19 protein-coding genes and 1 pseudogene are annotated in these 24,151 nt (G+C 60.8%); 11 read left to right on the forward strand and 9 right to left on the reverse strand.

Translation table 11 applies throughout. From position 1 onward, the window contains the following. Positions 1–12: 12 nt before the first annotated feature. Positions 13–2,841 (reverse strand): PAS domain-containing protein, encoded by a 2,829-nt coding sequence (locus tag QQF73_RS01365; RefSeq protein WP_219867208.1) that lies wholly within the window; start codon positions 2,839–2,841, stop codon positions 13–15. Positions 2,842–2,848: 7 nt separating this feature from the next. After that, complete coding sequence (locus QQF73_RS01370) at positions 2,849–4,624, reverse strand: sensor histidine kinase (protein ID WP_219867207.1); 1,776 nt, start codon at positions 4,622–4,624, stop codon at positions 2,849–2,851. A 95-nt stretch (positions 4,625–4,719) separates the two neighbouring features. Here QQF73_RS01370 and QQF73_RS01375 point away from each other — a divergent pair, with 95 nt between their 5' ends. The 8 genes from QQF73_RS01375 to QQF73_RS01410 all read left to right on the forward strand — a co-directional run bounded on the left by QQF73_RS01375 (position 4,720) and on the right by QQF73_RS01410 (position 12,063). Then, positions 4,720–6,408: a diguanylate cyclase gene (locus QQF73_RS01375; protein ID WP_219867206.1), complete on the forward strand. Its 1,689-nt coding sequence runs from the start codon at positions 4,720–4,722 to the stop codon at positions 6,406–6,408. Between the two features lie 3 nt (positions 6,409–6,411). Beyond that, positions 6,412–6,579 carry a hypothetical protein gene (locus tag QQF73_RS01380; protein ID WP_219867205.1) on the forward strand — a complete coding sequence of 56 codons (168 nt, stop codon included), beginning with the start codon at positions 6,412–6,414 and terminating at the stop codon, positions 6,577–6,579. After that, a complete protein-coding gene (locus QQF73_RS01385; protein WP_228743349.1) occupies positions 6,566–6,994 on the forward strand; it encodes a response regulator in 429 nt (142 codons plus the stop codon). The genes QQF73_RS01380 and QQF73_RS01385 overlap by 14 nt, the downstream gene beginning before the upstream one ends. 87 nt (positions 6,995–7,081) lie before the next feature. Continuing rightward, positions 7,082–7,402, forward strand: coding sequence for a DUF2288 domain-containing protein (locus QQF73_RS01390; RefSeq protein WP_285366984.1), 321 nt, complete (start codon positions 7,082–7,084; stop codon positions 7,400–7,402). An 18-nt stretch (positions 7,403–7,420) separates the two neighbouring features. Then, positions 7,421–7,792 (forward strand): PA4575 family protein, encoded by a 372-nt coding sequence (locus tag QQF73_RS01395; RefSeq protein ID WP_219867203.1) that lies wholly within the window; start codon positions 7,421–7,423, stop codon positions 7,790–7,792. 35 nt (positions 7,793–7,827) lie between these two features. Then, the gene (locus tag QQF73_RS01400; RefSeq protein WP_219867202.1) at positions 7,828–8,736 is read left to right on the forward strand and encodes a LysO family transporter; all 909 of its coding nucleotides are present in this window, start codon (positions 7,828–7,830) and stop codon (positions 8,734–8,736) included. Between the two features lie 91 nt (positions 8,737–8,827). Then, on the forward strand, positions 8,828–9,787 hold the full coding sequence (locus QQF73_RS01405) for an ABC transporter substrate-binding protein (RefSeq protein WP_219867201.1): 960 nt from the start codon (positions 8,828–8,830) through the stop codon (positions 9,785–9,787). Between the two features lie 26 nt (positions 9,788–9,813). After that, positions 9,814–12,063, forward strand: a complete 2,250-nt coding sequence (locus QQF73_RS01410; RefSeq protein ID WP_219867200.1) for a diguanylate cyclase domain-containing protein — start codon at positions 9,814–9,816, stop codon at positions 12,061–12,063. On the opposite strand, the gene QQF73_RS01415 is transcribed toward QQF73_RS01410, so the two are convergent. The 3 genes from QQF73_RS01415 to QQF73_RS01425 form a co-directional block, all read right to left on the reverse strand. After that, positions 12,033–13,649, reverse strand: a complete 1,617-nt coding sequence (locus QQF73_RS01415; protein WP_285366986.1) for a Na/Pi cotransporter family protein — start codon at positions 13,647–13,649, stop codon at positions 12,033–12,035. The two genes, QQF73_RS01410 and QQF73_RS01415, sit on opposite strands and share 31 nt — an antisense overlap. Positions 13,650–13,717: 68 nt before the next feature. Next, complete coding sequence (locus tag QQF73_RS01420) at positions 13,718–14,926, reverse strand: cyclic di-GMP phosphodiesterase (RefSeq protein WP_219867198.1); 1,209 nt, start codon at positions 14,924–14,926, stop codon at positions 13,718–13,720. Further along, entirely contained in the window at positions 14,926–15,732 is an 807-nt protein-coding gene (locus QQF73_RS01425) for a TatD family hydrolase (protein WP_219867197.1), read from the reverse strand. Before QQF73_RS01425 ends, QQF73_RS01420 begins: the two co-directional genes overlap by 1 nt. 120 nt (positions 15,733–15,852) lie before the next feature. Between QQF73_RS01425 and QQF73_RS01430 the strand changes: the two genes are divergently transcribed. Together QQF73_RS01430 and QQF73_RS01435 are read left to right on the forward strand one after the other, a co-directional pair. Continuing rightward, positions 15,853–16,683, forward strand: coding sequence for a polyphosphate kinase 2 family protein (locus tag QQF73_RS01430; RefSeq protein WP_285366987.1), 831 nt, complete (start codon positions 15,853–15,855; stop codon positions 16,681–16,683). Between the two features lie 17 nt (positions 16,684–16,700). Then, positions 16,701–17,975 (forward strand): annotated as a pseudogene (locus tag QQF73_RS01435) (D-amino acid dehydrogenase); the annotation flags it as partial. A gap of 12 nt (positions 17,976–17,987) precedes the next feature. On the opposite strand, the gene QQF73_RS01440 reads toward QQF73_RS01435, so the two are convergent. Beyond that, the gene (locus QQF73_RS01440; protein WP_285366991.1) at positions 17,988–18,674 is read right to left on the reverse strand and encodes a tRNA/rRNA methyltransferase; all 687 of its coding nucleotides are present in this window, start codon (positions 18,672–18,674) and stop codon (positions 17,988–17,990) included. Between QQF73_RS01440 and QQF73_RS01445 the strand changes: the two genes are divergently transcribed. Then, positions 18,673–19,947, forward strand: coding sequence for a methyltransferase (locus QQF73_RS01445; RefSeq protein ID WP_285366992.1), 1,275 nt, complete (start codon positions 18,673–18,675; stop codon positions 19,945–19,947). The genes QQF73_RS01440 and QQF73_RS01445 overlap by 2 nt on opposite strands. Here QQF73_RS01445 and QQF73_RS01450 read toward each other — a convergent pair. From QQF73_RS01450 to QQF73_RS01460, 3 genes are all read right to left on the reverse strand, one after another. Continuing rightward, positions 19,904–20,395: a hypothetical protein gene (locus QQF73_RS01450; RefSeq protein WP_219867192.1), complete on the reverse strand. Its 492-nt coding sequence runs from the start codon at positions 20,393–20,395 to the stop codon at positions 19,904–19,906. The two genes, QQF73_RS01445 and QQF73_RS01450, sit on opposite strands and share 44 nt — an antisense overlap. A gap of 68 nt (positions 20,396–20,463) precedes the next feature. Beyond that, positions 20,464–21,654, reverse strand: coding sequence for an OmpA family protein (locus QQF73_RS01455; protein ID WP_285366993.1), 1,191 nt, complete (start codon positions 21,652–21,654; stop codon positions 20,464–20,466). Positions 21,655–21,805: 151 nt separating this feature from the next. Beyond that, on the reverse strand, positions 21,806–24,136 hold the full coding sequence (locus tag QQF73_RS01460) for an ATP-dependent helicase (RefSeq protein ID WP_285368271.1): 2,331 nt from the start codon (positions 24,134–24,136) through the stop codon (positions 21,806–21,808). Between the last annotated feature and the right edge of the window lie 15 nt (positions 24,137–24,151).

A 24,151-nucleotide genomic window follows, 5' to 3' on the forward strand; every position in this document is an offset into this window, starting at 1 on the left:
TCTCACTGTCCGTTAGCTGGTCGGGATCTCGAGCCAGAAGCTTGCGCCCCGACCCTCGGTCGACTCGAAACCAACCCCGCCGCCCATCTGGGTCATGATCTCCCGTGTGATCGCCAGGCCGAGACCGGTGCCGCCCCTGCCTCGGGTGTTCGAACTGTCGGCCTGGGCAAATTTCTGGAAAATCCGGTGCCGGAAATTGTTCGGTATGCCCGGCCCCTGGTCCGAAACCTGAATGCGGAACTCCCCCCGGTCCAATCGGGTTCCCACGATCACTTCGCTGTGTGCCGGGGAAAACTTGATGGCGTTGGACAGCAGATTGGCCAGGGCCTGGTCAAGGCGGTGGCTGTCAACGGGGAGTTCCTGGTCCGGATGATGGTCGTCAAAGCGGACGGTGATGACCCGGTCAACGGCATAGGTGCGCATGCGATCAATGCAGTCCTCAATCAGGGGACTGACGGTTTGACGTTGCAGGCGAATTTTCATTTTGCCGGAGACCAGTTTTTCCATGTCCAGCAGATCGTCAATCAGTTGCTTCAGCTGGTCGCTGTTACGGGCCGCGATGGCGATCATTCGATCCACCTGTTCCGGCAACGCTCCCAATGCGCCACCGGCAATGAGACCCAGGGAGCCGGCAATGGACGTCAGCGGTGTCCGCAACTCATGGCTGACGGTGGAAATGAACTCGTTCTTCATCTGTTCCACCTTCTTGCGTTCGGATATGTCCTCAATCAGCGACCAGACCAGCGTACGACCCGATGCGTTGGTAATCAGGAGGCCCTGGATAACCGCGGGATAGGTGGAGTTATCCTTGCGCACGATGTCCTGTTCAAAAGGACCGAAACGGCCGGATTCCTCAAGTTCCGATAAGGCGCGACCGCGTAATCCGGTGAATTCGCCCTCGGGCAACAGTTGCTGGAAATCGAGCACCATGAACTCTTCCCGGGTGTAGCCCGTGGGCTCAAGCAAGGCCTGATTCACATCCAGGAAACTGACCTGATGGAAGTCGTTCAGGGCAATGCCGATGGGCGATAACTCGAACAGTCGCCGCAGTTCGTCCTCACTCTCTTGCAGGGCGAGCTGGATTCGTTTTTTGTCATCAATATCAGCAATGTAGCCGTGCCACATAATGCTCTTGTCTGCCAGGAGTTCCGGAGTTGCACGGCCCTCGACCCAGCGCCACTCACCGTCGCCACGGCGCGTACGGTATTGCTGCTGCCACACGGAAAGCTGCTGGGCCGATGCGGTGATACTGGCGCCAACGGTTGCAAGATCGTCCGGGTGTATGCGGGAGAAGACCGGCGATGCATCGTCAGAAACCTCCTCACTCTCGACGCCGTAGATTTCCCGTATGCCCGGTCCTGAAAACGGAAACGCCGACGAGCCGTCTGGCCACAGCCGGTACTGGTAAAGCATGCCCGGCGTCTGCTCTACCAGTTTGGTCAGGGTCTGAACGCTGATACGCCGTTCGAGGACGCCGGCCACCCAGCGTGCCAGCAGGGTGACAAACGTGACTTCCGTTTCGGAGAATCCCTGTTCTCGAGGCTCCGGCGAGGAAAAGTTGAGCGTGCCGAACAGTCGGTCATGGAGGTAGATGGGCGCGGCGACGTAGCTTTCGAGACCGAACAGCTCGTAACAGGGATGATCCCGGTAAGGCGAGCGTGCCATGTGCTCAATAGCCAGGCTGTCGTCCTGCTCCACCATGATCGAGCAGTAGGTATCGGGAAGCGAAAAACTGAGCCCTTCCTCAAGCCCGGCGTCCTCCGGCGCATTGAACCACAGAACGGTGTAAACGCTGCTGGTGATCTCGCTGACAATGGCAAGGGGCATGTCCAGGTACTCGGCTCCGAGACGCAACGCCTTGCGGATGCGTGCGTCGTCGTCCGTTTCCGGGTCCAGTGCAAGGTCGTTCAGAATGCTCAGGGCGGTGTTCTGCTGCTGCATCTTCTGCAGATTGGCCATCTCCGCGGAGACATCTGCATGGGTGCCGTACATTCGCAAGGGTTGGCCATCTTCGGTCCATTCGAAGACCCGGCCCCGATCATGAACCCACACCCAGTGCCCATTCTTGTGCTGCATCCGGCAGCGGCAGTCGTATTCGTCGAGGTCGCCAGCGAAATGGGCCATCAACAGTCGCTCTGATTCCCGTAAGTCCTCGGGATGGGCAAGGTTGAGCCAGGTCTGGATGCTGACCGGTTCCAGTTCCTCGAGCCGATATCCGCAGATTTGAGCCCAGCGTTCATTAAAGACAGTTTCGCCCGTCTGGATGTTCCATTCCCAGGTTCCGACCCGGGTGCCATCAATCACCGCCCGGGCCCGCCGCTCGCTCTGCTTGAGATTCTGGTAGAACTCCGAGGCAGCCTGCAGATTGATTTCCCGCTCGACACAATCGGCAAGCTCCCGAAGCAGGATGCGGTCGTCTCCGGAAAGGCGGCGTGGAGCTTGATCGATGATGCACAGCGTACCCAAGCGGAAGCCGTCGGCGCTGTGCAGGGGCGCGCCCGCGTAGAAGCGAATATGAGGGACCTTGGTGACCAGCGGATTGTCGTGGAAACGCTCGTCGTTGAGGGCATCTTCAATGACCAGAAGGTCCGAATGCAGGATCGCGTGGCCACAGAACGAAATGTCACGAGGCGTCTGGGGAACGTCCAGGCCCTGGCAGGATTTGAACCATTGCCGGTTACGGTCAACCAGGGTGACCAGCGCAATGGGAACACCGAAGATCCTGCGGGCCATGCGAGTGAGGCGATCAAACCGTTCCTCGGGGCTGGTGTCCAGTAACCCGGAACGGACCAGGGCGGCCTGTCGCCCCAGTTCGTTGGATGTGAATTCCGGCGCTTTCATGGTGTTTTCAGGCCTTTTGTGCGGCAGTGGGGAGCTCTATCCAGAAACTGGCCCCCTGATCGTAGTAGTACCCGATTCGGCCGTGCATCAGTGCGATCAGTTCCCGGCAGATGGCCAGCCCAAGCCCGGTGCCGGTGTTTGATCTGGTGCTTCCGGCTTCCGCCTGGGAAAAACGCTCGAACAGGCGTTCTACGAAACTCTCCGGCACGCCGTCACCATTGTCCTGAACAACGATGCGCAGTGACTGGTCGCCGCCCGGTTGAACCCGGATTTTCACATTGCCACGGGCGGGTGAGAACTTGATGGCATTGCTGACGAAGTTGTCGAGGATCTGGCGTAAGCGGTGAGGATCGGCGACGACGGTATGTCCGGGGTCGCACTCGGCTGTCAGAGTCACCTGGTGGTCGTTTGCCATGGCCTGATTGCCCGACACTGCTGCTTCGATAATCGGGGTTAACGGTTCCTGCCCCAGGGTGACGGCCATCTGGCCCGCAGACAGTTTGCTGAAGTCCAGCAAATCCGAAATCAGAAGTTGCAGTCGCTCACCGTTTCGAAGCGCCAACGTGTTCATCTGTTGGGCCCGTTCAGGCAGGTCTCCGGCGGCACCCGACTGGATCAGTCGCAGCGCACCATTAATCGAGGTCAGGGGCGTGCGCAGTTCGTGGCTCACGTTGGAGACAAAGTGCTCCTTCATCTGAGCAATGGAATCCCGTTCATCCATCAGGCGATTGAACGCCAGGGCGAGGTTCCGGACTTCACCCGGGCCGACGGGGTCCAGCCGGGCTGCCTCCGACGTATTCCGGACCATGTTCTCGATCTTGCGGGTCATGCGATCCAGAGGGGTGGTGGCTGACCGGCTGAGCAGATAGCTGACCACAGCAATCATCATCGCGATGCCCAGGCTGATCCCCAAAAATCGGCCGAACGAGGCCTCCGCCGGTGCTGTGGCCCAGTCGAAGGGGACCGCACGAACAAACTGCCAGCCAAGTTTCTGCAGATGACTGGTGGCGTATATCAGGACCTCGCCATCTGGCCCCTGGGTCTGGCCAAAGCTGATGCCGGACAACGCGGCATCGATCAGAGGGTTTGTGCCGGGGGGCGGCAAGGACTGGATACCTTTTTCGGGTGTCGGTCCACCTTCAATGTAGAGAAAGTTGTTGGTATCGATGACCTTGAATCTGGCGTCGTCGTTGGAAATTTCGCTCAGCATTTCCGCAGGAATGATGCTGGTTTCGCCCAGATTGATGGTGCCGCCAAGGAACCCGAGAAGGTCGCCGTCGTCGGTTTCAATGGGGGCGACGAAGGAAATCAGCGGGACGCCGGTTGTGCGGCCCATGATGGGCCGGCTGATGACCGGTTGCCGGGTTTCTATAGCCTCTTTGATATGTTGCCGGTCGGCATAATTCGTTCCGATTCGGCCGGGCACAGAGATCGTCTCTGCAATGGCCGTGGCCTTGTCATCGAACACCAGGATTCCGTCCGGGAACAGGGACTGCAGCAGTCGCTGTCTCTCAAGTTGTTCGCCAATGTCCTCAAGGCTGTGCAACCGGTCGCCATGGCTCAGCATACTGGCGGATTCCGCCAGAACATCCAGTTTCAACTGCAACCGCTGGTCAACTTCTGCTGAAATCCGGCGGGTTTCATACAGCTGCTGTTCGGTCAGGATGGTCTCAAAATCATCAACCAGGGCACTGTAGGCAATCAGCAGCACGGACCCGACAGTCGCAATGGTTCCGACGAGAATAATCAGGGCAATACGGGTGCCCAGTGAAAATGAGCGCAAACCGACTTCCTTCTGGTACTTTGCTGGAATTACTGCTTTGATGTCTCTCGGAGTCTGGCACATTCGAATAGTGGAGCAGATTACACTGAAGAGCCATGTCTGAAGAGAAAAAATCTGAAGTTGCAAGGAAGCTGGAACTTCTGAAGCTGCGGTTCAAGGAAAAAGCAACGACAGAGATTGGTCTCCTGCAGGGAGCCGTGGAACGCTTTCGTGCAGGTGATTATTGCGCCAGTGACATCACTTCGGTCTACCATTCCCTCCATCGACTATCCGGGTCCGCGGGCACCTTTGGATTTGCAGCCCTTGGTGAGGAAGCCCGATCGCTGGAAAGGCTGGTAAAGCCGCTGGCCGATACCGATGATGGTCTGCCGGAGCGGGGCCTGACAACGGCGCAGGTCCGTGAGGTCGTCAATGAGGCCTTCGTATCCCGGGTTGCGAATCTGGCAAGCCTTGTGTCCCAGGAGCAGGGGGCGCCCAAGCCCCATGACCCTTCCTCCCCGCTTATCTTCGGCAATAAAACAGAAGATTCGGTCGTGCTTATCGTGGACCCGGAGCCGGATTCGGCCCGTGACCTGACCTGCGGACTGGAGCACTACGGTTTCCTGGTCAACGTCTTTTCCTCGATCGAGAGCGCGCTGGCAAACGGGGCGGCGGGCGTTTCCGCCCTGGTCGTCAGGGATGAACTTGTGATCCGCGAGAGTGGGATCCTCGATGCGTTGGCGGTCAAACCCCCGATCATCTGTATTGGCGCCGAGGATTCCTTTACCGGGCGGTATGCGCTGGCAGAGCGCGGTGTCGACGGCTTTGTCTGTGAGCCAGTGGATATCCCGGTGCTGGCGGACTACATGGAACGGCTCATTACAGAACGCGATGAGGGCCGGTCCGGCCGAGTCATGATCGTGGATGATGACCCTGAATTGCTGGAACATTATGGACTGGTACTGGAGAACGGCGGGATGGAAGTCCGACGGGTGAACAATCCGGCCCAGATTCTGAGTGTCCTGTCGGAGTTCAGGCCCGACATCATGCTGATGGATGTGCAAATGGGGCAGTTCAGTGGCCTCAACCTGGCCCGGATGCTTCGATTCGATCCGGAATGGCTGGGTCTCCCGATCATTTATCTTTCCTCCGAGGAAGACCGGGAATTCCAGGTTGAGGCCCTGTCCCAGGGCGGTGATGATTTTCTTACCAAGCCGGTATCCGATAGGTTCCTGCTGCGAGCCGTTGCAGTGCGCTGTTACCGCGCGAGGCAACGGGACAAATTGGCCTCAAGGGACAGTCTGACCGGGCTGCTCAAGCATTCGTTGGCCAAATCGGAAATCCACAAGGAGCATGCCCGGTGCACGCGCCTGGGGCAGACGTCTGTCGTCGCAATGCTCGACCTCGATCACTTCAAACAGGTCAATGACCGGTATGGGCACCGAACCGGTGACCTGGTCATCAAGGGGCTGGCAAACCTGCTGCGGCACAGGCTCAGGAAGTCGGACATGATTGGCCGATACGGCGGCGAGGAATTCGTGGTCGCGCTGCCGGACTGTTCTGTCGAAGACGCTCAACGAGTCCTTCAGTCCGTGTGCGACCACATGTCCGGGATCGTATTCAGTGGCGGTGGCCGGGAATTTTCCGTGACTCTGAGCGTCGGGATGGCGCCGCTCGGAGATTTCCGGACCAGTGATGACGCCCTGGAAGCTGCGGATCAGGCCCTTTACCGGCGCAAGCAGAGCGGTCGCAACGGCGTCACAGTCAGTGGTGACGAACCGGAAACGGTCGGGACGGTCAGCTGATTTATGGATGCTCTGGTCGTTGAAGATGACGATCTGATGGCACTGAATCAGGCGCTGGTGACCAGTGAAGCGGCGCCGGCCAAAGAACGCAGCAAGCTGCTGCGACAACTCGGACTGGAAGACTGGCAGTCAACAGGGGACGACGAGGGACAGGACTATGCAGGAGGATGAGATGGCGGGTGCAGGTATCGAGCTTGAGAAAATCATGCTGGTTGAGGACGAGGAAGACATCCGCGCGGTGGCGGAACTGGCGCTCGAAGCCGTTGGTGGGTTTACCCTGAAAACCTGTGCCTCCGGCCAAAGCGCACTGGCGACCATTGCGGCGTTCCAGCCACAACTGATTGTGCTGGATGTGATGATGCCCGGCATGGATGGTCCGACCACCCTGAACGCGATCCGCCAGCAGCCGGGATTTGCCCGGACCCCCGCCGTTTTCATGACCGCAAAGGTGCAGCCCGATGAGGTCAGTGGTTATCTCTCCCAGGGCGCTGCCGCAGTGATTCCCAAGCCTTTCGATCCAATGGCATTGTCGGACCGGATTCGCGAGATATGGGACAGCCTGGCCCCGGATACCCACCCCGATTGACTTCATCTGGCGGCTCGCACTGGTGTCGCGGCCGGCGATTCGGTTACCCTGTGGGAATGAATCCCTGGCATCACCGAGGCCCCTGTCATGTCGTCTGAACCCTCCCAGAATGAGCTGAAAGCCAAGCTGAATCTGGAAACTTCCCGCATTCACTGGCACGACCTGCAAACCTATTTTGCCCGGGGGCAGGTGGTTCGGGTTGCGCCGGAACTCGACCTGCTGGAGGTGGCGACCGAGCTGGCAGCCGACAACAAATCCCGGTTCCAGCAATGGATGTCCGATGGCCAGGTGGGGGATATCCCTCCGGACCTGGCCCAGGCCTGGTACGACAACAACACCGAGCTGTGGGCGGTGGTGATTGCCCCGTGGGTACTGGTTCAGGATCGGTCTGGCCATGTCCTGCACTGACTTCACCGTTATTTCCGTATGAAACTGCACTATTTCCACGGTCGTAGCCCCCTGAAGGCACTGGTGATGGTTCGGCGCGAACACCGTCTCGAACTGTTTATCAAGCCGGTCGGTGAAGGGGCCTGGGCCCTGGTTGCCCTGACCGGCCCCGACCGTGGGCAGCCGGAGCGTCAGCATTGCCAGGGCCCCTGGCGGACCTTGGCGCGGGCCGAGTCGGTCCTGCGCAGTACCGCCGGGGCCTTGATGGGAAACGGCTATGAGCCGTGCCCGTCGGATTATGTGGTGTGGTCGGTGACTGCCCAGCGCCTGGCCCGTAATATACGCACTGACCAGGGTGCCGGCGCTGCCCGGACGACACTGGATCCCGACCAGTTCGAACCCATTGCCTGACTGAAAATCCCTTCTTTACCCTGCTTGAGGACACCATGCTGACCGGTGCATTGCTGATTCTTGCTCCCCTGTTCCTGGGGTTTGCCCTGCCATTGACGAGCCGTCGTGCGATGACAGTGATTCACTACCTGGTGGAGACGCTGGTTTATTTTATCCTGGGTCTGCTGGGCGTGGGTTTAGGACAGATGGAGGGTCTTGCCACTCAGTTGGGCGGCATGGCGGTTCAGGTATTGGTGCTGGTGGTTGTCCTGTTCGTAGCTAACATGGCCGGGCTCTGGCTGTTTCATCGCTGGCAGCCAATGACACCGGTCCATGGCACCGAAGGCGAGGGCCCCGGGTACCGTCGACTCTTCATGGCGGGGCTCAAGCCTTTGTTGGCGGTGACAGTCGGACTGCTGGCCGGATTCTTCCTGTTGCCCAGGTTGCCGTTGATCGAGGACGTCGCCACCTGGTCTCTGATGCTACTGTTATTCCTGATCGGGCTACAGCTCCGGAATGCTGGCCTCTCACTGCGAAAGTTGCTGATGAACCGTCAGGGCCTGGGCATTGCCCTTGCACTGACCCTCAGTTCTCTGGTGGCAGGCGCCCTGCTGATCCCGGTGCTGGCATTGCCCTGGCATGATGTGCTGGCACTGGCTTCCGGGTTTGGCTGGTACTCACTGTCCGGGATTGTGGTCGGAGAGGCGTTGGGACCAGCCTGGGGCGGGGTCGCCTTCCTGAATGACGTGCTGCGGGAGATCATTGCGCTGGCCATCATTCCCCTGCTGATTTCGACCCGTCCGGCCATGGCCATCGGTTACGGCGGTGCCACGGCGATGGATTTTACCCTGCCTGTGATACGCAGCAGCGGCGGCCTGGCGTGTGTGCCCGTGGCGATTGCGTCGGGCTTCCTGTTGTCGTTTCTGTCACCGGTCCTGATGGGTATTTTCCTGTCCCTGGGCTAATTTGGCGCTCTGCAGGACCGGTAAGGGTTTTACCCGTAACTCCCACACAGTAAGATTAAAAGAAGTTAACTTCTTCTCCGTGGAATGACCCATGCACCGTCGCCACTTTCTAGGATTTTCCGTTGCCGCCGTCATGGCGGCAACGGGCATTTCCGGATGTGGCCGATCGCAGCCGCTCCGAATGGGTATTCATCCATGGATTGGCTATGAACCCCTGTATCTGGCCGAGGAGTTTGGCTGGCTGTCCGAGTCGGTAACCCTGTTCAAGGGTGAGGCTGCGGCGGATTCTATGGCCGGCCTGCTCTCCGGAGCGCTTGATGGCGCCGCCCTTACCCTGGATGAGATGCTTAGGGTGAAGGACCAGGGCGGTGATCCGGTGGTTGTCGGAGTGACGGATGTTTCCGCCGGTGCCGATGCGCTGATCGTGCAGCCGTCCATCAGGGAACTGCCTGAACTCAAGGGGAAACGGGTTGCAGCCGAACTTGCCGGTGTCTCCGGGATCCTGTTGATCAAGATCCTGGAACGGGCAGGGCTGAGCCGTGACGATATCGTTCAGGTCGATCTTCCGGTCAATGAGCATGTCGATGCCTGGCGGCGAGGACAAGTGGATGCTTCCGTGTGCTATGAACCTGTTGCCTCGATTCTCCAACGTCAGGGTGGCGTCCGGTTGTTTGACAGTGGCGATCTGCCAGAGACCATTTTCGATGTGCTGGTGGTGAACCGCGAAACAGCCGAGAACAACCCCAGGGCGGTCCGGGATCTTCTGAACGCGCATTTTGCCGGGCTGCGGCACCTGGTCCGCAACCTGCACGATTCGGTTTACCGCGTCGCCAGTCGTCAGAACACCTCACCGGCGGCAATCAGACAGGCGCTCGCGACCGTGATGCTGCCTGACCTGGCCGCGAACCAGCGGTATATGGCGTCGACCGGTCGGATTGAATATATTGCGCGTAGCCTGGGTCATATCATGACGAGCGAGGGCATGATCAGCCGGATGCCCGATTCGCGACGACTTTGTGATCCATCCTTCCTGCCCCGGAGTGTCATTTGAGGGCTCTGATTCTGGGTGTGTCACTTATGCTTCTGCAGGTCGCGGTTCTGCTGCCACCAGCAGCCTGGGCGACCGGCCCGACGCTGACATTCGGTGTGTTTGCCTCGCGGCCCGAGGCCATTCTGAGAGACCGGTATGAACCTCTGACCGGATACCTGTCGGAGGCTATCGGAAAACCCGTTGAGCTGAAACTGCTGAACCAGCGCCAGATAAATCGTGCACTGGCGTCCAACCGGCTGGATTTCATCGTAACCAATCCGAGTCATTTTCTGATGATTCGCAGTGAGCGCAGCCTGACAGGCGTGCTCGCCACCGTGATGCGAACCTGGCAGGGTACGTCCACGACGAGCCTCGGCGGTGTCATCATCACCAGTGCCCGCCGCACGGATATCAATAGCCTGACGGATATCCGGGGCAAAAGTATTGCCACGCCGGGTGAGCACTTCCTGGGTGGGTACCAGGCCCAGGTGCTGGAGCTGATGGAGGTCGGGCTGGATGTCCGTCGCGAAAACCGGATCAAGCTGGTCGATAGTCACGACCGGGTGATTCGTGCGGTCCTGGCGGGCGATGCCGATGTCGGCTTTGTCCGCTCCGGACTGCTGGAAGAACTGACCGTAAGCCAGCCAGCCCTGATGGACCAGTTGCAGGTGGTGAACGAGCAGCAGCTCACGGGATTTCCGTTCCGGGTATCCACCCGCCTGTATCCGGAATGGCCCCTGGTCGCGCTCCCCCATGTTGACAGCCGGATTATCCGCCGGACCGCCTCCGCCCTCTTTGCCCTGGAGGAGAATGCCCCGGTTGCCCGAGCGGCGGGTATTGCAGGTTTCTCGCCACCGGCGGATTACCAGTCAGTGGAATATCTGGCCCGTGAGCTTCGCATTGCGCCCTACGATCAGGTGCCCGAACTCACCTGGATCGATGCCCTGCACCAGTACCGGATCTGGGTGTTCACGGTCCTGATCCTGGTGATGCTGCTGGTTACCAGCACACTCTGGCTGGCCAAACGGACGCGCCAGCTGTCTGTCGAGCAGGGACGGCTGCGTCGGCTCATCGTAAGTTGGCCTCAACCCATGCTGATGATCCAGGACGGGCTGTTTGTGGATACCAACCGGTCCGCGGTGGAGTTGTTCGGGTATGCTTCCCGACAATCGCTGCTGGGCAAGGACATCGCCAGCTTCTCTCCCGAACTGCAGCCGGATGGCACATTATCCCGCCAGAAAATGAAGGTGCTTGTCACCCGGGTCAGCGAAGGCGAGGTGAGCCAGGGCGAATGGGTATTTCAGCGGGCCGACGGGACCCGTGTCTGGGTCGATATGACCATCGCCCCCGCCCACGACTCGGTTGAGAGGAAACCCTTGCTGCTATGCTCGCTGTACGACATTACCGGGCGTAAACAGGCAGAGCAAAAACAGCGGCTTGCGGCCAGTGTCTTTGATTACGCCCGGGAAGCCATTTTCATCACCGATCGCCACGGCATGGTGGTGGACGTGAACGATGCCTTCGTTTCGATCACCCGAAGCCCGCGCAGTTACGCCATAGGCGCGTCGCCGCCACTGCCCATCGATGAAGGCAGCAGCGTGTTCCAGAGTGCCCGAGCCCAGGGGTTCTGGCACGGTGAGTTCACCGCTAAGCGGGGAGACGGTGAACCCATGGCACTGGCGGTGACGATCAGTTCCGTTCGCGACGAAAATGGAAATATCACCCATTTTGTCGGTATTTTCAGTGACGTTACGCGCCTGAAAGAGCAGGAGCAAAAGTTGCTGACCCTGGCCCATTACGATGCCCTGACCGGCCTGCCGAACCGTGTGCTGTTTGCCGACCGGCTGCAACAGGCCATGGCCCAGGCCCGGCGGCAGGACTACCGGTTGGCGGTCGTCTACATTGATCTGGACGAGTTCAAGCCCATCAATGACGCCTTTGGCCACCAGGCCGGTGACAGGTTGTTGGTGCAGGTCGCCGAACGGATGCGTCTGGCCTTGCGCGAGGAAGATACACTGGCACGCCTGGGGGGCGACGAGTTCGCTGCGCTTGTCATCAACATGAGTGACGAAGGCAACCTTGAAGGCTTGCTGTCCCGGATACTGAGCGCAGTATCTGAACCGGTCTGGGTGTCCGGCCACCGTGTGGAGGTGTCCGCCAGTATCGGCTACACCTTGTTCCCCCAGTACCCTGATCTTGATGGCGACCAGTTACTTCGCCAGGCGGATCAGGCCATGTATCGTGCCAAGCAGAGGGGTAAAAACCGTTACTGCCGTTTTGTTCCGGACAGTTTCTGATCCGAGCTTGTTACGGTTTCCGTCGTCGGTGCCCAATTCAGGGACTTGCTCCATTGATCGGATAACCGGCGTACCGTGCTGAGGTTGTCCAGTGACTGCTCCCCGAGGCTGGTGGCCAGTTCCCGCCGGACGATCATTTCCAGCAGGGCCGATTTCAGCTCGTGGTAGGTCTGCTCCGCTTCGTTGACTCGGCCGGGCGATGGTTCATCCGCTGCAATCAAACCCCGGAGTTCTTCCAGATACCGCTCCAGTACCGGTTGCAGGGGCGCGAACTCCGGTTGGTCGCAGGCATCGCGCAGATGCAGCAGCCTTGGCGCCAGTGTGGTCGCCTCCGCCAGGTAGCGGCAGGTCCGGATGCTACGGGTGAGGGCGTCGACGTTGCTGGGATGCAGCTTTTCGGCGCGGAGTCTGGAAATGTACTCGTTGATGGCCGTGTTCAGGCTGAGCACGGCCTCGGATTTCGGTTGGATCTGCGCGGGTTTTAATGCCTCCCGGTCGATGCAGACCCGAAGCAGGCCGCGGGTCAGTTCGATCAGCCGCCTCATTTCCTGGTCAACAGCACCCATCGCCAGCTCCGGCGTCGATATCAGGGTGTCATCCAGATAACGGGGTTTGGCATTGTCCTCCTCTTTGCTCCGGAACAGGCGGCCCAGAAATCGGGCTAATCGCGCCGCGAACGGCAGCATGATGAGGGCGCCCAGAACGTTGAACCGCGTGTGAAACAGCGCCAGCAGAACCGCCGGATGAGCATCGTGCTCGAACCACCGGGCCAGGGCGACAACCAGCCACAGCATCGCAGGCAGGATGATCACCGCGATGCCGGCGGTAACCAGATTGAAGATGACGTGTCCGAGCGCAAGCCGCCGCGCACTGGCTGTGGCACCGAGGGCTGCAATGGCAGCGGTGGACGTGGTGCCGAGATTTGCGCCAATAACCGCCGCCGCAGCGTGCTCAAGCATCAGGAGCTGGCCCGCGGCAGCGCTCAGAATGATGGCAAGGGCAGCGCTCGACGATTGCGTCAGTAGTGTGGTCAGAAAGCCGATCAGCACGAACACCGGCAGTCCGTAGCCCTGGCCAGAGATGTCTGCGCCATGGAAGCCGTTGGTCAGCCCCCCGAGGGACTCTTTCAGCAGCGACAGCGCCAGGAAAAACAGCGCAAAGCCGGCGAGGGCCTGGCCCACGGCCTTGATGCGGTGCGCTGTTCCCAGCAGCCGAAGTGCCATGCCAATGGCGAGCAACGGCATGGCGAAGGCTTCGATGTTGATACCAAAGCCCACCAGACTGACCAGCCAGCCGGTTATCGTGGTGCCAACGTTGGCGCCGAAGACCACCCCCAGCGACTGCCCAAGGTTGAGCAGGCCGGCGTTGACGAAACCGATGGTGGCAACGGTGACAGCGCTGGACGATTGAACCAGACCGGTAATCAGTACGCCGGTGGCAAACCCCTTCAGCGGCGTCTTGGTCCAGGTCCCGAGCAGGTGGCGCAGCTGATGCCCTGCGGCCTGTTTCAGGCCATCCGTCATCATCTCCATGGCCAGCAGGAAAAGCGCCAGTCCGCCGAGAATCTCGAATATGGATGCGGTCATCGAGGTGTCGTGCTTTCCAATGGGAGGATTCTGGAAGCTTAGCAGACGAGAGGGTGGGCTCTACCGACTCAGATCAGGAACTTGCGGACATCAATCCGGTAATCATCCGGATCCACGGACTGGAGGATATGGTCCTGGGTGCCGGGTTTGGCCAGATCAATGGTGTCTACGGTAATCGGAATCCGGAACCTGGTGTGGTACATCACTCGCACCACCGGCAGGCGCTGATCGTGTTCATTGGCTTCCACCACCACGCCCAGACGGCCGCTGGCCAGAAGCACCAGGGCCCCAACCGGGTACAGGCCGATGCAGCGGATAAACTCCATGACCAGGGAAGGATCCAGGTGGTCGCCACTCCATTCCAGCAGCTTCTTCAGGCCCTGGGTTGGGGTCATGCCCTTGTGATAGACCCGGTCGGAGGTGATGGCATCATAGACGTCCGTGATCGCGACCATCCGGCCATAGATCGATATTTCCTCGCCCCTGAGGCCGTCCGGATAGCCGGTACCGTCCAGACGTTCGTGGTGCTGGGCGGCGGTAATTACGGACAGTTCGCCGATACCTTCCGTGGTTGCCAGGATATCCCGGGAATGTCGGGCGTGCAGCTTCATGACCTCGAACTCTTCCGCGGACAGGCGCCCGGGTTTGTTCAGGATTTCATCCGGTGTCAGGATCTTGCCCAGATCGTGGAGCAGGGCGCCAACGACGGTCTGGTGCAGCGTATCGGCGGGTAACGACCGGTAGTTGCCGAACAGCGACATCAGGACACTCAGATTGACGGAGTGCTCCAGCAGGTAGTTGTCCTTTTCCCGAATGCGTCCGAGACAGCTGAGCGCATTGGCGTTGCGCAGTACCGAGTACTGCAACTCGTCGGCGAGTTTGTGGATCGGGGCAATGTCGATGGCGCCGCCGATCTTCACGTTGTTCATGAAGTTGCCCACCAGCCCCTGGGCCTGGCGGTGAATCTTCTGGGCGATGACCAGCTCTTCGGCCACAGGCACCTGCGGTCGGAGCCCGGGGGATTGTTCCCCCGCGCTCTGCAGAGCGGCCTCATTGCGCCGATCCACCTCGGCGGCGGTTTCGGCATCCTGGGTGTCCAGTCCTTTCGAGGCATCGATGTAGACGAACGCGACCCCCATCTGGCGGATTTTCTCGATGGTTTCCTCTTTCTTGATGACGCCCCGCTTGCGCTGGCTGTTGTGAGGAATCCAGTCGTTGTTGAGGTCGGCGATGTACATGCCGACCTTCAGGGCCGAAATGGGAATGCGCTTGATCATTAACCGGGGAAGAACGTCCGCAGGCTATTCTGGTAGGTTTTGCGCAAGACCTCGTCCAGCGCCAGCCCCTTCACCTCGGCAATCTTTTCCGCCACGAACGGCAGGTAGAACGGGGCATTTTCGCGACCGCGATAGGGCACCGGTGTGAGAAAGGGGGCGTCAGTTTCCAGCAGGATCTGTTCAATGGGCGCCATCCGCACGATGTCGCGTACGTTTTCCGCCTTGTTAAACGTGGTGATGCCGTTGAAACCCAGGCACCAGCCCTGGTCCAGTGCGTATCTGGCCAGTCCCGGTCCCGAGGTGAAACTATGAATCACGCCCCGGCGGGTCAGGGTGTCCTCGAACTCCCGGAGAATCGCGATGGTGTCGTCGTCCGCCTCGCGGCTGTGGATGACCACCGGCTGGTCATGGTCGCAGGCGATCTGAAGCTGGCGGCGGAAAACCTCCCGCTGCACGTCCCGGTCAGCGTTGTCGTAGAAGTAATCCAGCCCGATCTCGCCCACCGCGACAATTTTGTTGTCGCTGGCGTGGGCCCGAATCTCCGCCTCGGCGGCGTCGGAATAGCTTTCCGCGTCGTGGGGATGGATCCCCTGGGTGCCGTAGACCCACGGTGCCACCTGGCTGAGCTCGCGGACCCGGGCCAGATTGTCCGGGGACACGGCAATGGTGATCACCTTCTCGATGTTGACTCGCTGGCTCTGATCCAGGGTCTCCTCCAGAGGGCGGTCCTTGAGGTAGTCCAGATGGCAGTGGGTTTCGATAATGGGATGATCGAAAACGGGAATCTCGCGACGTTTTTTGCTCATTGCCGTGCGTTCAACTCCATCGCAGTCTCGGTGAGACTGCTATCCTGAGAATTTGGTTGGCCCAAGTTTACCAGCTTGTACGATTGTTGACGCCCATTACAGCGATAGGGAGTTCCCGGCATGCGTGTTTCCAAGTTTGCAAAGAGCTGGTTTTACGACCCTGACAGACCCCGGTTCCATGACTACCCGTATCTGCTGGAGGATGACGACACGCTACCGGCACTGGAATCCAGCCTGGAGGAGATCGGGGAATACCAGCGCCGGCTGTGGGCCAACCGGAACCGGGCACTGCTGGTGGTGATTCACGGTCCGGACACCAGTGGTAAGGACAGCCTGATCCGTACACTTGCCACCTACGCAGACCCGGCAGGCTTTCATGCCTGGTCGTTCAGTCGTCCTCAAGGGGCGGAAACCCGCCATGATTTCCTGTGGCGCGTGGTGCCATTCCTGCCCGGGTTTGGCGAGATGGTTGCCTTTAACCGAAGTCATCATGAGGCGGTAATCAGTGAACGGATCTGGCCGGTTCATGCCCCCGAAAGTTATAACTGGCATAACCGGTACCACGCCATCCGGAACTTCGAATCGAATCTGGTGGAGGAGGGCACCACGGTCGTCAAAATCTGGCTGAACCTGTCGGAAGACGAGCATCGCCGTCGGCTGCTGCAGCGACTGGACAAACCCCGCAAGCGTTGGAAATTCGACCGGTCCGATATTGATGGCTGGGAAAAACGCGATCAGTATGAGGCCTTTGCTGAAGAAGCCATGGCCCAGACCCATTCCCGGGAGGCGCCCTGGTTTGTGGTGCCGGGCGATCGGAAGCCCCAGGCCCGGACGATTGTCGCGGCTATCCTGGCGGAACAGTTGCAGCGGCTGGCTCCGGACTACCCGAGCGAGGACAGGGAAGTACTGGATGAGTACCGTCGACTGCTGGCCAGCAAGGGCGTGAAGTAAACCGACACAGGGAGGCGCAGATGCGCATAGTTGTAGTGGGCGGGGGCGTTGTGGGGGTAACCACGGCGTACGAACTGAATCGCCGCGGTCATCAGGTAACGGTGCTGGAACGGCACGAGGTGGCGGGCAACGAGACTAGCAAGGGCAACGCCGCCCAGCGTTCGTACGGGGCGGTATATCCCTGGGCAGACCCTGGCATGGTGTTCAAGGCCGTACCCTGGCTGCTGAAACAGGACGGCCCGTTGAAAATGCGGATGCCGCCTTCCGTCGAGGCCATCAGATTCCTGTTTGCCACCCTGCGCTATGCCTGGTCGCCGGGCCTGTTCGGACTGAACCGCCGCGCCATGCTGCGCCTGGCTATGCACAGTCGCGAGCGGTTTCTGGCCCTGGAAAAGGAGCTCGACCTGGCCTTTGACGGCGACCACCGGGGTCTGCTGCACCTTGCCAGCACTCCGGAAGCCCTCGCCGGCTACCGTAACGTTCACACGCTGTTGAATGAACTGGGAATCCCGTCGCGTCTGCTGACGCCGGAACAGGTGCGCGAGGCCGAACCGGGGATGGTCGGCCCGGGACCGCTTTACGGCGCGTTGAGCTATGACAACGATGGCACTGGCGATTGCCATCTGTTCTCACAGGCCCTGGCGAAGGCCTGTGAAGCCAAGGGCGTCCGGTTCCGCTATCGGGTGGAGGCGGAAAACCTGGTTGGCGACGACCACAACGTGGAGGCCATTGCCATCACGACCGCGGGGGGCGAGCGGGAGCTCGTCCACGCCGACGCCTTTGTGATCAGTGCCGGTTGCTGGTCCGATCACCTGATCCGCCCCCTGGGCCTGGCCCTGCCATTATACCCGGTCAAGGGGTACAGCATCACGGTGCCATTAAGCGATCCCGACCGGGCTCCGGTGTCAACGGTTCATGACGACAACTACAAGGTGGTTTCCACTCGTCTGGGCAATCGTCTGCGGGCGACCGGTTTCGTGGAACTTGCTGACTTCAATCGCGATATTCCCGAGGCGCGCCTGGCGACGATCCGAAAGTCGGTCACCTCCCGCTTTCCCGGTTGTGCCGAACTGGAGGCGGCGGAAACCTGGACCGGCTTTCGCCCGATGACGCCTGACGGCCCTGCCATCATTGGTCGGGGCCCGAGGGATAACCTGTTCCTCAATACCGGACACGGCACCTTCGGCTGGACCCTGTCCGCCGGCAGTGCCGACGTGATTGCCCAGTTGGTGGACGGCGAGCCCCCGGCGGTGTGCCTGGACGCCTTCCGGCCCGGCCGCTTCAGCGAATAGCCAGCCGCAACGTCAGTCCCGTTTCAGGCGTCGTTCGATGTTGCCACACAGGGTATGAACGAACCCGATGTCGCGCTCCTGCAGCAGCGGCAGCCGTTGGAAAACCCACTGGGACAGCTTGCCCCCGGCAGGGGCATCCAGGGTTGGCAACAGTTGTTCGAGCCGGCTGCGGAGGGCGCCGAGGCGCCCGGGGTCTGAATTCACAGGGTCGGCGGCTGTGGACAGCCCGGACAGCTCCCATGCATACAGCATCACGGACTGGGCGAGGTTCAGGGAAGGGTAGGAAACTTTCATGGGAATGCCGGTCAGCAGATCGCACAGAGCCAGTTCCTCATTGGCCAGCCCGCGGTCTTCGCGGCCGAAGACCAGCGCCGCGTTGGCCACTGATTCGCCTTTGCCTGCCAGCACAACATCGCGCAGGTCTGAGGGCGCGAGCCAGTCCTGTCGATGGTGTCGCGGTTTGGCCGAGGTGCCCATCAGCAGGTCTACGGAGTTTCTAACCGAGGCCAGATCAGGGAAAATGCGCGCGTTATCGAGGATGTGATCGCTGCCATGGGCGAGCCAGTGCGCTTCAGGCCGGGTATGCAGATCGGAATTGACCAGCCACAGCTCGCCGAACCCCATGGTACAAAGGGCACGAGCGGCAGCGCCGACATTTTCAGGAACCTTGGGTTCAACGAGTACAAAGGCCAGTTGCATGACGATACCTCCGGCCGCGAGTTTACACGACCCCGCCGAATCTTTTTACAGCCGTTGGCAAGCCCTGAATGACTGGCTTGTCCGCCACCGCCCCCTTTGGCAGCAGGCGCCCTTCACGGAGCCGGTTCCCGAGTGGACCTTGCAGCATCCCGAACTGGCGGCCCGGGTCGCTGGGCTCGACGACGAGCGGTGCCGGGTGCTGGATGACGATCTCGCGAGGCTGGCGGGCCTGCTGTGTGACGCTTTGCCATCATTGGCCGCCTACCCGGACCTTGTCAGCCTGCCGGACCTCTCGCCGCCGGGCGGGAGGGTGCACCGGGCAACCCTGCCGGAGGTGAGGGCAGTCGACATGCCCGGGCGAAAGCGACTGCAGTCCGGGGCGTTCGCGGCGGCGCTCGAACCCCTTCGCGAACCGGTCATGGACTGGTGTTGTGGCAAGGGCCATCTGTCGCGAACCCTGGCGGCGGTCTGTCCGGAACCGGTCCGGGGCTATGAATGGAACGCGGAACTGGTGCGCGACGGCAACCGGTTGGCCGCACAGTTCGATGATGCGGTTGCGGTGCAGTGTCAGGACGTGATGGCGCCGGATTTTGTCTTTCCGACCGATGCTCACGGGGTCGCCCTACACGCGTGTGGTGACCTGCACCGGCAACTGATCCGGCGGGCCAGTGAGGTTCGCCTGCCCCGCCTGAGTTTTTCCCCCTGCTGCTACCACCTGACGGACGCCAGCCCTTATCGCCTGTTGTCCGCTCGTGCCAGGCGCCATGATGCTGCCCTGCAGTTGTCCCGGAACGAGATTCGTCTGGCCGTGCAGGAAACCGTGACCGCGCCGGCCCGGGTTCAGGAGCAGACCCGGAAGGTGAGCCAGTGGCGCCTGGGCTTCGACGCGCTCCAGCGTCAGCTCAGGAGCTGTGATGAGTATCTGCCGGTGCCTTCGCATCCGTCCCGTCTGATCCAGGAGGGGTTTGAGGCTTTCTGCCAGTGGGCGGCCCGGAAGAAAGGCCTGGTGTTACCGGCCACGACCGATTTTGAACACTGGTCCCGTGTTGGCGACCGGCGGTACAGTCAGGTTCGGCGTCACGAACTGGTACGGCACCTGTTCCGGCGACCGCTGGAACTCTGGATGGTGCTGGATTATGCGATTTTCCTGGAAGAACAGGGTTACCGGGTCAGGCTCGGAGCCTTCTGCGACCGGACACTGACCCCGCGCAACCTGTTGCTGGATGCGGTCAGGGTTTCCGGTACTCCACCCGTTGTACGCAGCCGTCCTTGAAGTACACATAGGTCAGTTCATAGAGCGCCCCGTAATAGCGGGTTTGATAGATCCAGACTTCCTGCGGGCTGGTGTAGGTTTCCGGTGGGTTGCCAAAGGCCCGGCGCACGTGGTCCCGGGTCATGCCCCGAACAATTTCCTCCCGGACGATATGGCGCCTCAGGTCGGTGGAATTGATGAAGCGGCAGGCTGTTGGTGCTTCGCGGGTCGTTTCGTCGTCGCTCCCGTCTGCCTCCTCAGCCCTCGGAGCGTCGGGCGCGGGCGGGGGCAGGTTGCTGTCCAGACGGCCGCCGATGCGGTTGTCCGGAATGGTGATCGCTTCCCCGTTGCCCTCGCAGGGCTCATCCGTATACATCACTCCGTTGGCGGTGTCACACCGGAACACCCCGGCAAGCGGGTGGTTGAGGTTGCACAACAGGAGAGCCAACGCGGAAACGGCTCTGATCATGGGGCCTCCGAGAAAAAAGGCGCCCATGTGGGCGCCTTGACTGCATCAGTCGGCCAGTACCGACGATTTCACCGTTCGACCTGAATCAGCGCCTCAACCCGACGGTTGGCGGCGCGGCCCTCGGCGGTATCGTTGCGGGCAATCGGCCTCTCCTCCCCATACCCGGAAGCTTTCACCCGACTCGGATCGACACCGAGGGAGTCGACCAGGCGCGCGGCCACGGCCTCGGCCCGACGCTGGGACAGGAACTGGTTGTAGTCCGCATCGCCAACGCTGTCGGTATGGCCGGCAACCTCCACAAAGGTTCTTGGGTTTTTCTCGAGGAAGTCCGCGACGCGTCGGAGGTCCTCATCGTAGGCCTTGTTGATCACCGAACTGTTGTTGGCGAACTGGACGTCCACTTCAAAGGTCTGGATGACTTCGGTGACCCCTTCGCAGCCCCGCTCGTCGACGGTGGCACCCGGAGTTGTGCTCGGACACTGATCGACACCGTCAATGACGCCATCGTTGTCGCTGTCCGGCTCGCAACCTCGGCTATCCACTTCGGCACCGAGTGTGGAGTCCGGGCAGGCATCCCGTGCGTCGGCGACGCCATCCCGGTCGCCGTCCGGCTCACACCCTGTGCTGTCGACGGTGGCGCCGGCCGGGGTGCCCGGGCACTCGTCTGACTCGTCGGGAACACCGTCGTTGTCGGAATCCGCAGGTGCTGCGACCGAGCGATAGAACGCGAAGCTCAGACCCAGGGACACCTGGGTGTCAAAGGTACTCTCGTCAATACCGTGGAACTCGCGCAGGTCGGCTCGCAGGGAGAAGGAATCGGTGAAGTTGTAGCGAATACCGGTACCCACGTTAACCCGGGTTTCGTCGTGATTGCTGCCAGACGTAAGAGGGGCGCTGGCATCCTCACCGAAATCGGCGTGACCGCCACCGAAAGACACGTAAGGGTTCACGGCCTCGGTCGGATTGGCAAAATAGTAGATGATGTCCATGCGAATTTCATCAAAATCGGATTCGCCGGGGGCGCCTTTGCGATCCACATTGGCGCGGGAGTACACAGGCTCCACCGCCCAGCGGTCCGTAAATCGGTACTCCAGGCCACCGCCATAGGTATCGGCTTCACTCAGGTCGCGTTTGTCGTCGAAATACTGGTACGCCGCGAAAGGATTGATGTAGACGGTGTCCTTCCGTTCGGCGGCAACCGCCGGGAATACCAGGGTAGATGCGATGGCAGCCATCGCGCACGAACGCAAAAAATTCATGCGGAACCTCCTGTTCATCATTCGTTTTTGAGAGTGCGTCAACGGGAAACTGCGGGAATACCCGGTGTCTATCGGCCGAGGGGCTGGGCAATAAAAATATAGACACGAACGACGTTTACAGCAATGTTACGCGCCGGGAATCGGTTTGGTTTCAGTCGTTTTGGGCCAGAGGGGTGAAATACAGGTGCGCGCTCTTTTTGCTGAAGTTCAGGGTGTCGCCATTGTCGAACCGGACCTCGAAGGAGCCCTCGTCTTCGGCCACGACCTGTCCCGCGCCGAAAATGGCGTGACTCAGGCGCTTGTGGTGCCAGAGTGCCTCTGTGGTATCGGACACGGTGGCCATGGTCCCTTCCAGCACAATGCCTTCGCGTTCGGCGTAGCGCCGGCCGACCGGCGTAATGGGTGCCTCCAGTGCCAGCGACTGCCCCGGTTCCTCGATGCGCTCGTCCAGCCAGGTGCCCAGTTCGCTGGACAGGTTGAAACTGCATTCACCGACAAAACGGCTGGGCCCCTGGTCACCGTCCAGGTGCGGCTGGGAACTGGCCGGGCGACTGATCAGATGGAGTTGCTGGCGGGTGCGGGTTATGGCCACGTACAACAGGCGCCGTTCGCTCTCGAGAAAGGCGCGGGCATCATCATGGGGCCGGGGGCTGTAGGGGAGATATTTTTCCTGCAGGCCGGGGATGATCACCCGGGGCCACTCGAGCCCCTTGGTGCGATGGATGGTCGACAGCAGCACGCCGCCCTGCCGTTTTTCCCCTGCCTGCTGCTTGAGGGTTTTCAGGTGGTCAACGGCGCCGTGGGCGTCGACATCCAGGCTTTTCAGGTACTGCCGGAAGCCCTGGATGGTGTCGATGCGTTCCTCGGCACTCTCGTGGGTCAGGGCCAGGCTCCGGATGCCCTCATGCAGGTCGGTGTGCTCGGCGTACACGCTGATCAGCCCGGCGACCGTGCCCTTGTAGCCGCGCAGCTGGCCCAGGACTTCGCCCAATTTGCGCAGTTTACGGCCGGCCATGGGCGACAGGGCGTCAAAATCCATCGCCAGCAGCCGCTCGTGCCAGTCGCCGGAGAAGCCCGCCAGGAAACGGGCCAGTTGCTCCAGTTCCGGCTCCTTCATACCCACATGAGGAAAGCGCAGCAGCTGGCGCGCCACTTCCAGCCTGTCTTCGTCCGGCAGGTTGGCCAAGCGGCCTGTAACCACCATCAGCAGCGAGACGATCGCCTGGACTTCGCGGCTGAACAGCGCACCCTTGCCGGCATCGATGCGATAGGGGATTTGCCGGGCCAGCAGTTTTAGTTCGATCGGCACGCTCTGGCTCCAGACCCGGAACAGGATGGCTGTGCCGGCCAGTGCTGTTCCGGAGCCTTGCTGCAAAATCTGGACGATGGTGTCGCTGTCATTATCGACCCGATGCAGGACGACCTCCGTGGCCGGTGTCGACGGGTGCGAATGGCACAGCACGTCCTTGCGCCCGGTGTTGTGGCAGATCAGGTGATTGGCCAGCAGAGCAACCCGATGGCCATAGCGGAAGGTGTAGCTGAGGGTCTGCTCCAGCGGGCTCTCGAACTCGTCGCTGAAGCGTTTGAGGATGAACTCGGGCTTGGCGCCCCGGAATTCGTAGATGGTCTGGTCCGGATCGCCCACCACGGTTACCCGGGCCCGGTCGCCGGCCACGTACCTCAGCAGCAGGTGCTGGATCTCGTTGGTGTCCTGGTACTCGTCCACCAGGATCAGATCCATCTTGTTGCCCACCAGCCGCTGCAGGGGCTGGTTCTGGTGAATCGCCATCACTGGCTCGTAGAGCATGTCGGCGTAACTGATCCGGCCCTGGCCCTTGCGCCACTGTTCAAAGCTGTGGAACAGGTCGATCAGGTAGCGGTGTTTGTCGGTGTAACCCAGTTCCTCGAAGACGATCTCCGCTGGCGACAGGGTGGTCTTGACCAGATCGATGAAGCCGGTGGCCGTCTCCACGAAATCCTTTTTGTTGCGCCGGATCTCGTCCGCCAGATCCTCCGGCGCCAACCGCCGGGTCAGCTGCCAGGCCTGAAAGCTGATCTCCTGCTCGGTCAGGATTTTGTCGGAAAATCCCGGCAGGTAGCCTTCCCGCACGAACCGTTTGTACAGCCGCAGGCCCATGGCGTGATAGGTCCGAATTTCCGGCAGTGCCAGCCCGCTCTGGTGGCAGACCTCCTGAAGCTTGCGCTCGAAATCCACCCGGGCGCTGCGGTTGAACATCAGCACCAGCATACGATCGGGGTCGTGCCCCTGTAGCAGCAGGTAGCGGATCCGCCAGGCCAGGGTGGAGGTCTTGCCACTGCCGGCCACGGCGGTGATCACCGAGTGTTCGTAACCGGCGGTGATGATGGCCCGCTGCTCATCGGTAAGAAAATCCGGCAGATCGAGGGGGGGAGACTGTTGGGGTTTGGTTGGCATAGCGCGTATTGTACTGGCCAACTGGCAGTGCGGGTACCGGTCCCGCATAATCGAAACCAGAAA

This window comes from Marinobacter albus (assembly GCF_030238305.1).
Lineage (GTDB): Bacteria > Pseudomonadota > Gammaproteobacteria > Pseudomonadales > Oleiphilaceae > Marinobacter > Marinobacter albus.

Bases quoted from the DNA above. Each gene is read 5' to 3' on its own strand.
- QQF73_RS01365 (WP_219867208.1), bottom strand. From the start codon at position 2,841: ATGAAAGCGCCGGAATTCACATCCAACGAACTGGGGCGACAGGCCGCC.
- QQF73_RS01375 (WP_219867206.1), top strand. From the start codon at position 4,720: ATGTCTGAAGAGAAAAAATCTGAAGTTGCAAGGAAGCTGGAACTTCTG.
- QQF73_RS01380 (WP_219867205.1), top strand. From the start codon at position 6,412: ATGGATGCTCTGGTCGTTGAAGATGACGATCTGATGGCACTGAATCAG.
- QQF73_RS01385 (WP_228743349.1), top strand. From the start codon at position 6,566: ATGCAGGAGGATGAGATGGCGGGTGCAGGTATCGAGCTTGAGAAAATC.
- QQF73_RS01390 (WP_285366984.1), top strand. From the start codon at position 7,082: ATGTCGTCTGAACCCTCCCAGAATGAGCTGAAAGCCAAGCTGAATCTG.
- QQF73_RS01395 (WP_219867203.1), top strand. From the start codon at position 7,421: ATGAAACTGCACTATTTCCACGGTCGTAGCCCCCTGAAGGCACTGGTG.
- QQF73_RS01400 (WP_219867202.1), top strand. From the start codon at position 7,828: ATGCTGACCGGTGCATTGCTGATTCTTGCTCCCCTGTTCCTGGGGTTT.
- QQF73_RS01405 (WP_219867201.1), top strand. From the start codon at position 8,828: ATGCACCGTCGCCACTTTCTAGGATTTTCCGTTGCCGCCGTCATGGCG.
- QQF73_RS01410 (WP_219867200.1), top strand. From the start codon at position 9,814: ATGCTTCTGCAGGTCGCGGTTCTGCTGCCACCAGCAGCCTGGGCGACC.
- QQF73_RS01415 (WP_285366986.1), bottom strand. From the start codon at position 13,649: ATGACCGCATCCATATTCGAGATTCTCGGCGGACTGGCGCTTTTCCTG.
- QQF73_RS01420 (WP_219867198.1), bottom strand. From the start codon at position 14,926: ATGATCAAGCGCATTCCCATTTCGGCCCTGAAGGTCGGCATGTACATC.
- QQF73_RS01425 (WP_219867197.1), bottom strand. From the start codon at position 15,732: ATGAGCAAAAAACGTCGCGAGATTCCCGTTTTCGATCATCCCATTATC.
- QQF73_RS01430 (WP_285366987.1), top strand. From the start codon at position 15,853: ATGCGTGTTTCCAAGTTTGCAAAGAGCTGGTTTTACGACCCTGACAGA.
- QQF73_RS01445 (WP_285366992.1), top strand. From the start codon at position 18,673: ATGACGATACCTCCGGCCGCGAGTTTACACGACCCCGCCGAATCTTTT.
- QQF73_RS01440 (WP_285366991.1), bottom strand. From the start codon at position 18,674: ATGCAACTGGCCTTTGTACTCGTTGAACCCAAGGTTCCTGAAAATGTC.
- QQF73_RS01450 (WP_219867192.1), bottom strand. From the start codon at position 20,395: ATGATCAGAGCCGTTTCCGCGTTGGCTCTCCTGTTGTGCAACCTCAAC.
- QQF73_RS01455 (WP_285366993.1), bottom strand. From the start codon at position 21,654: ATGAATTTTTTGCGTTCGTGCGCGATGGCTGCCATCGCATCTACCCTG.
- QQF73_RS01460 (WP_285368271.1), bottom strand. From the start codon at position 24,136: ATGCGGGACCGGTACCCGCACTGCCAGTTGGCCAGTACAATACGCGCT.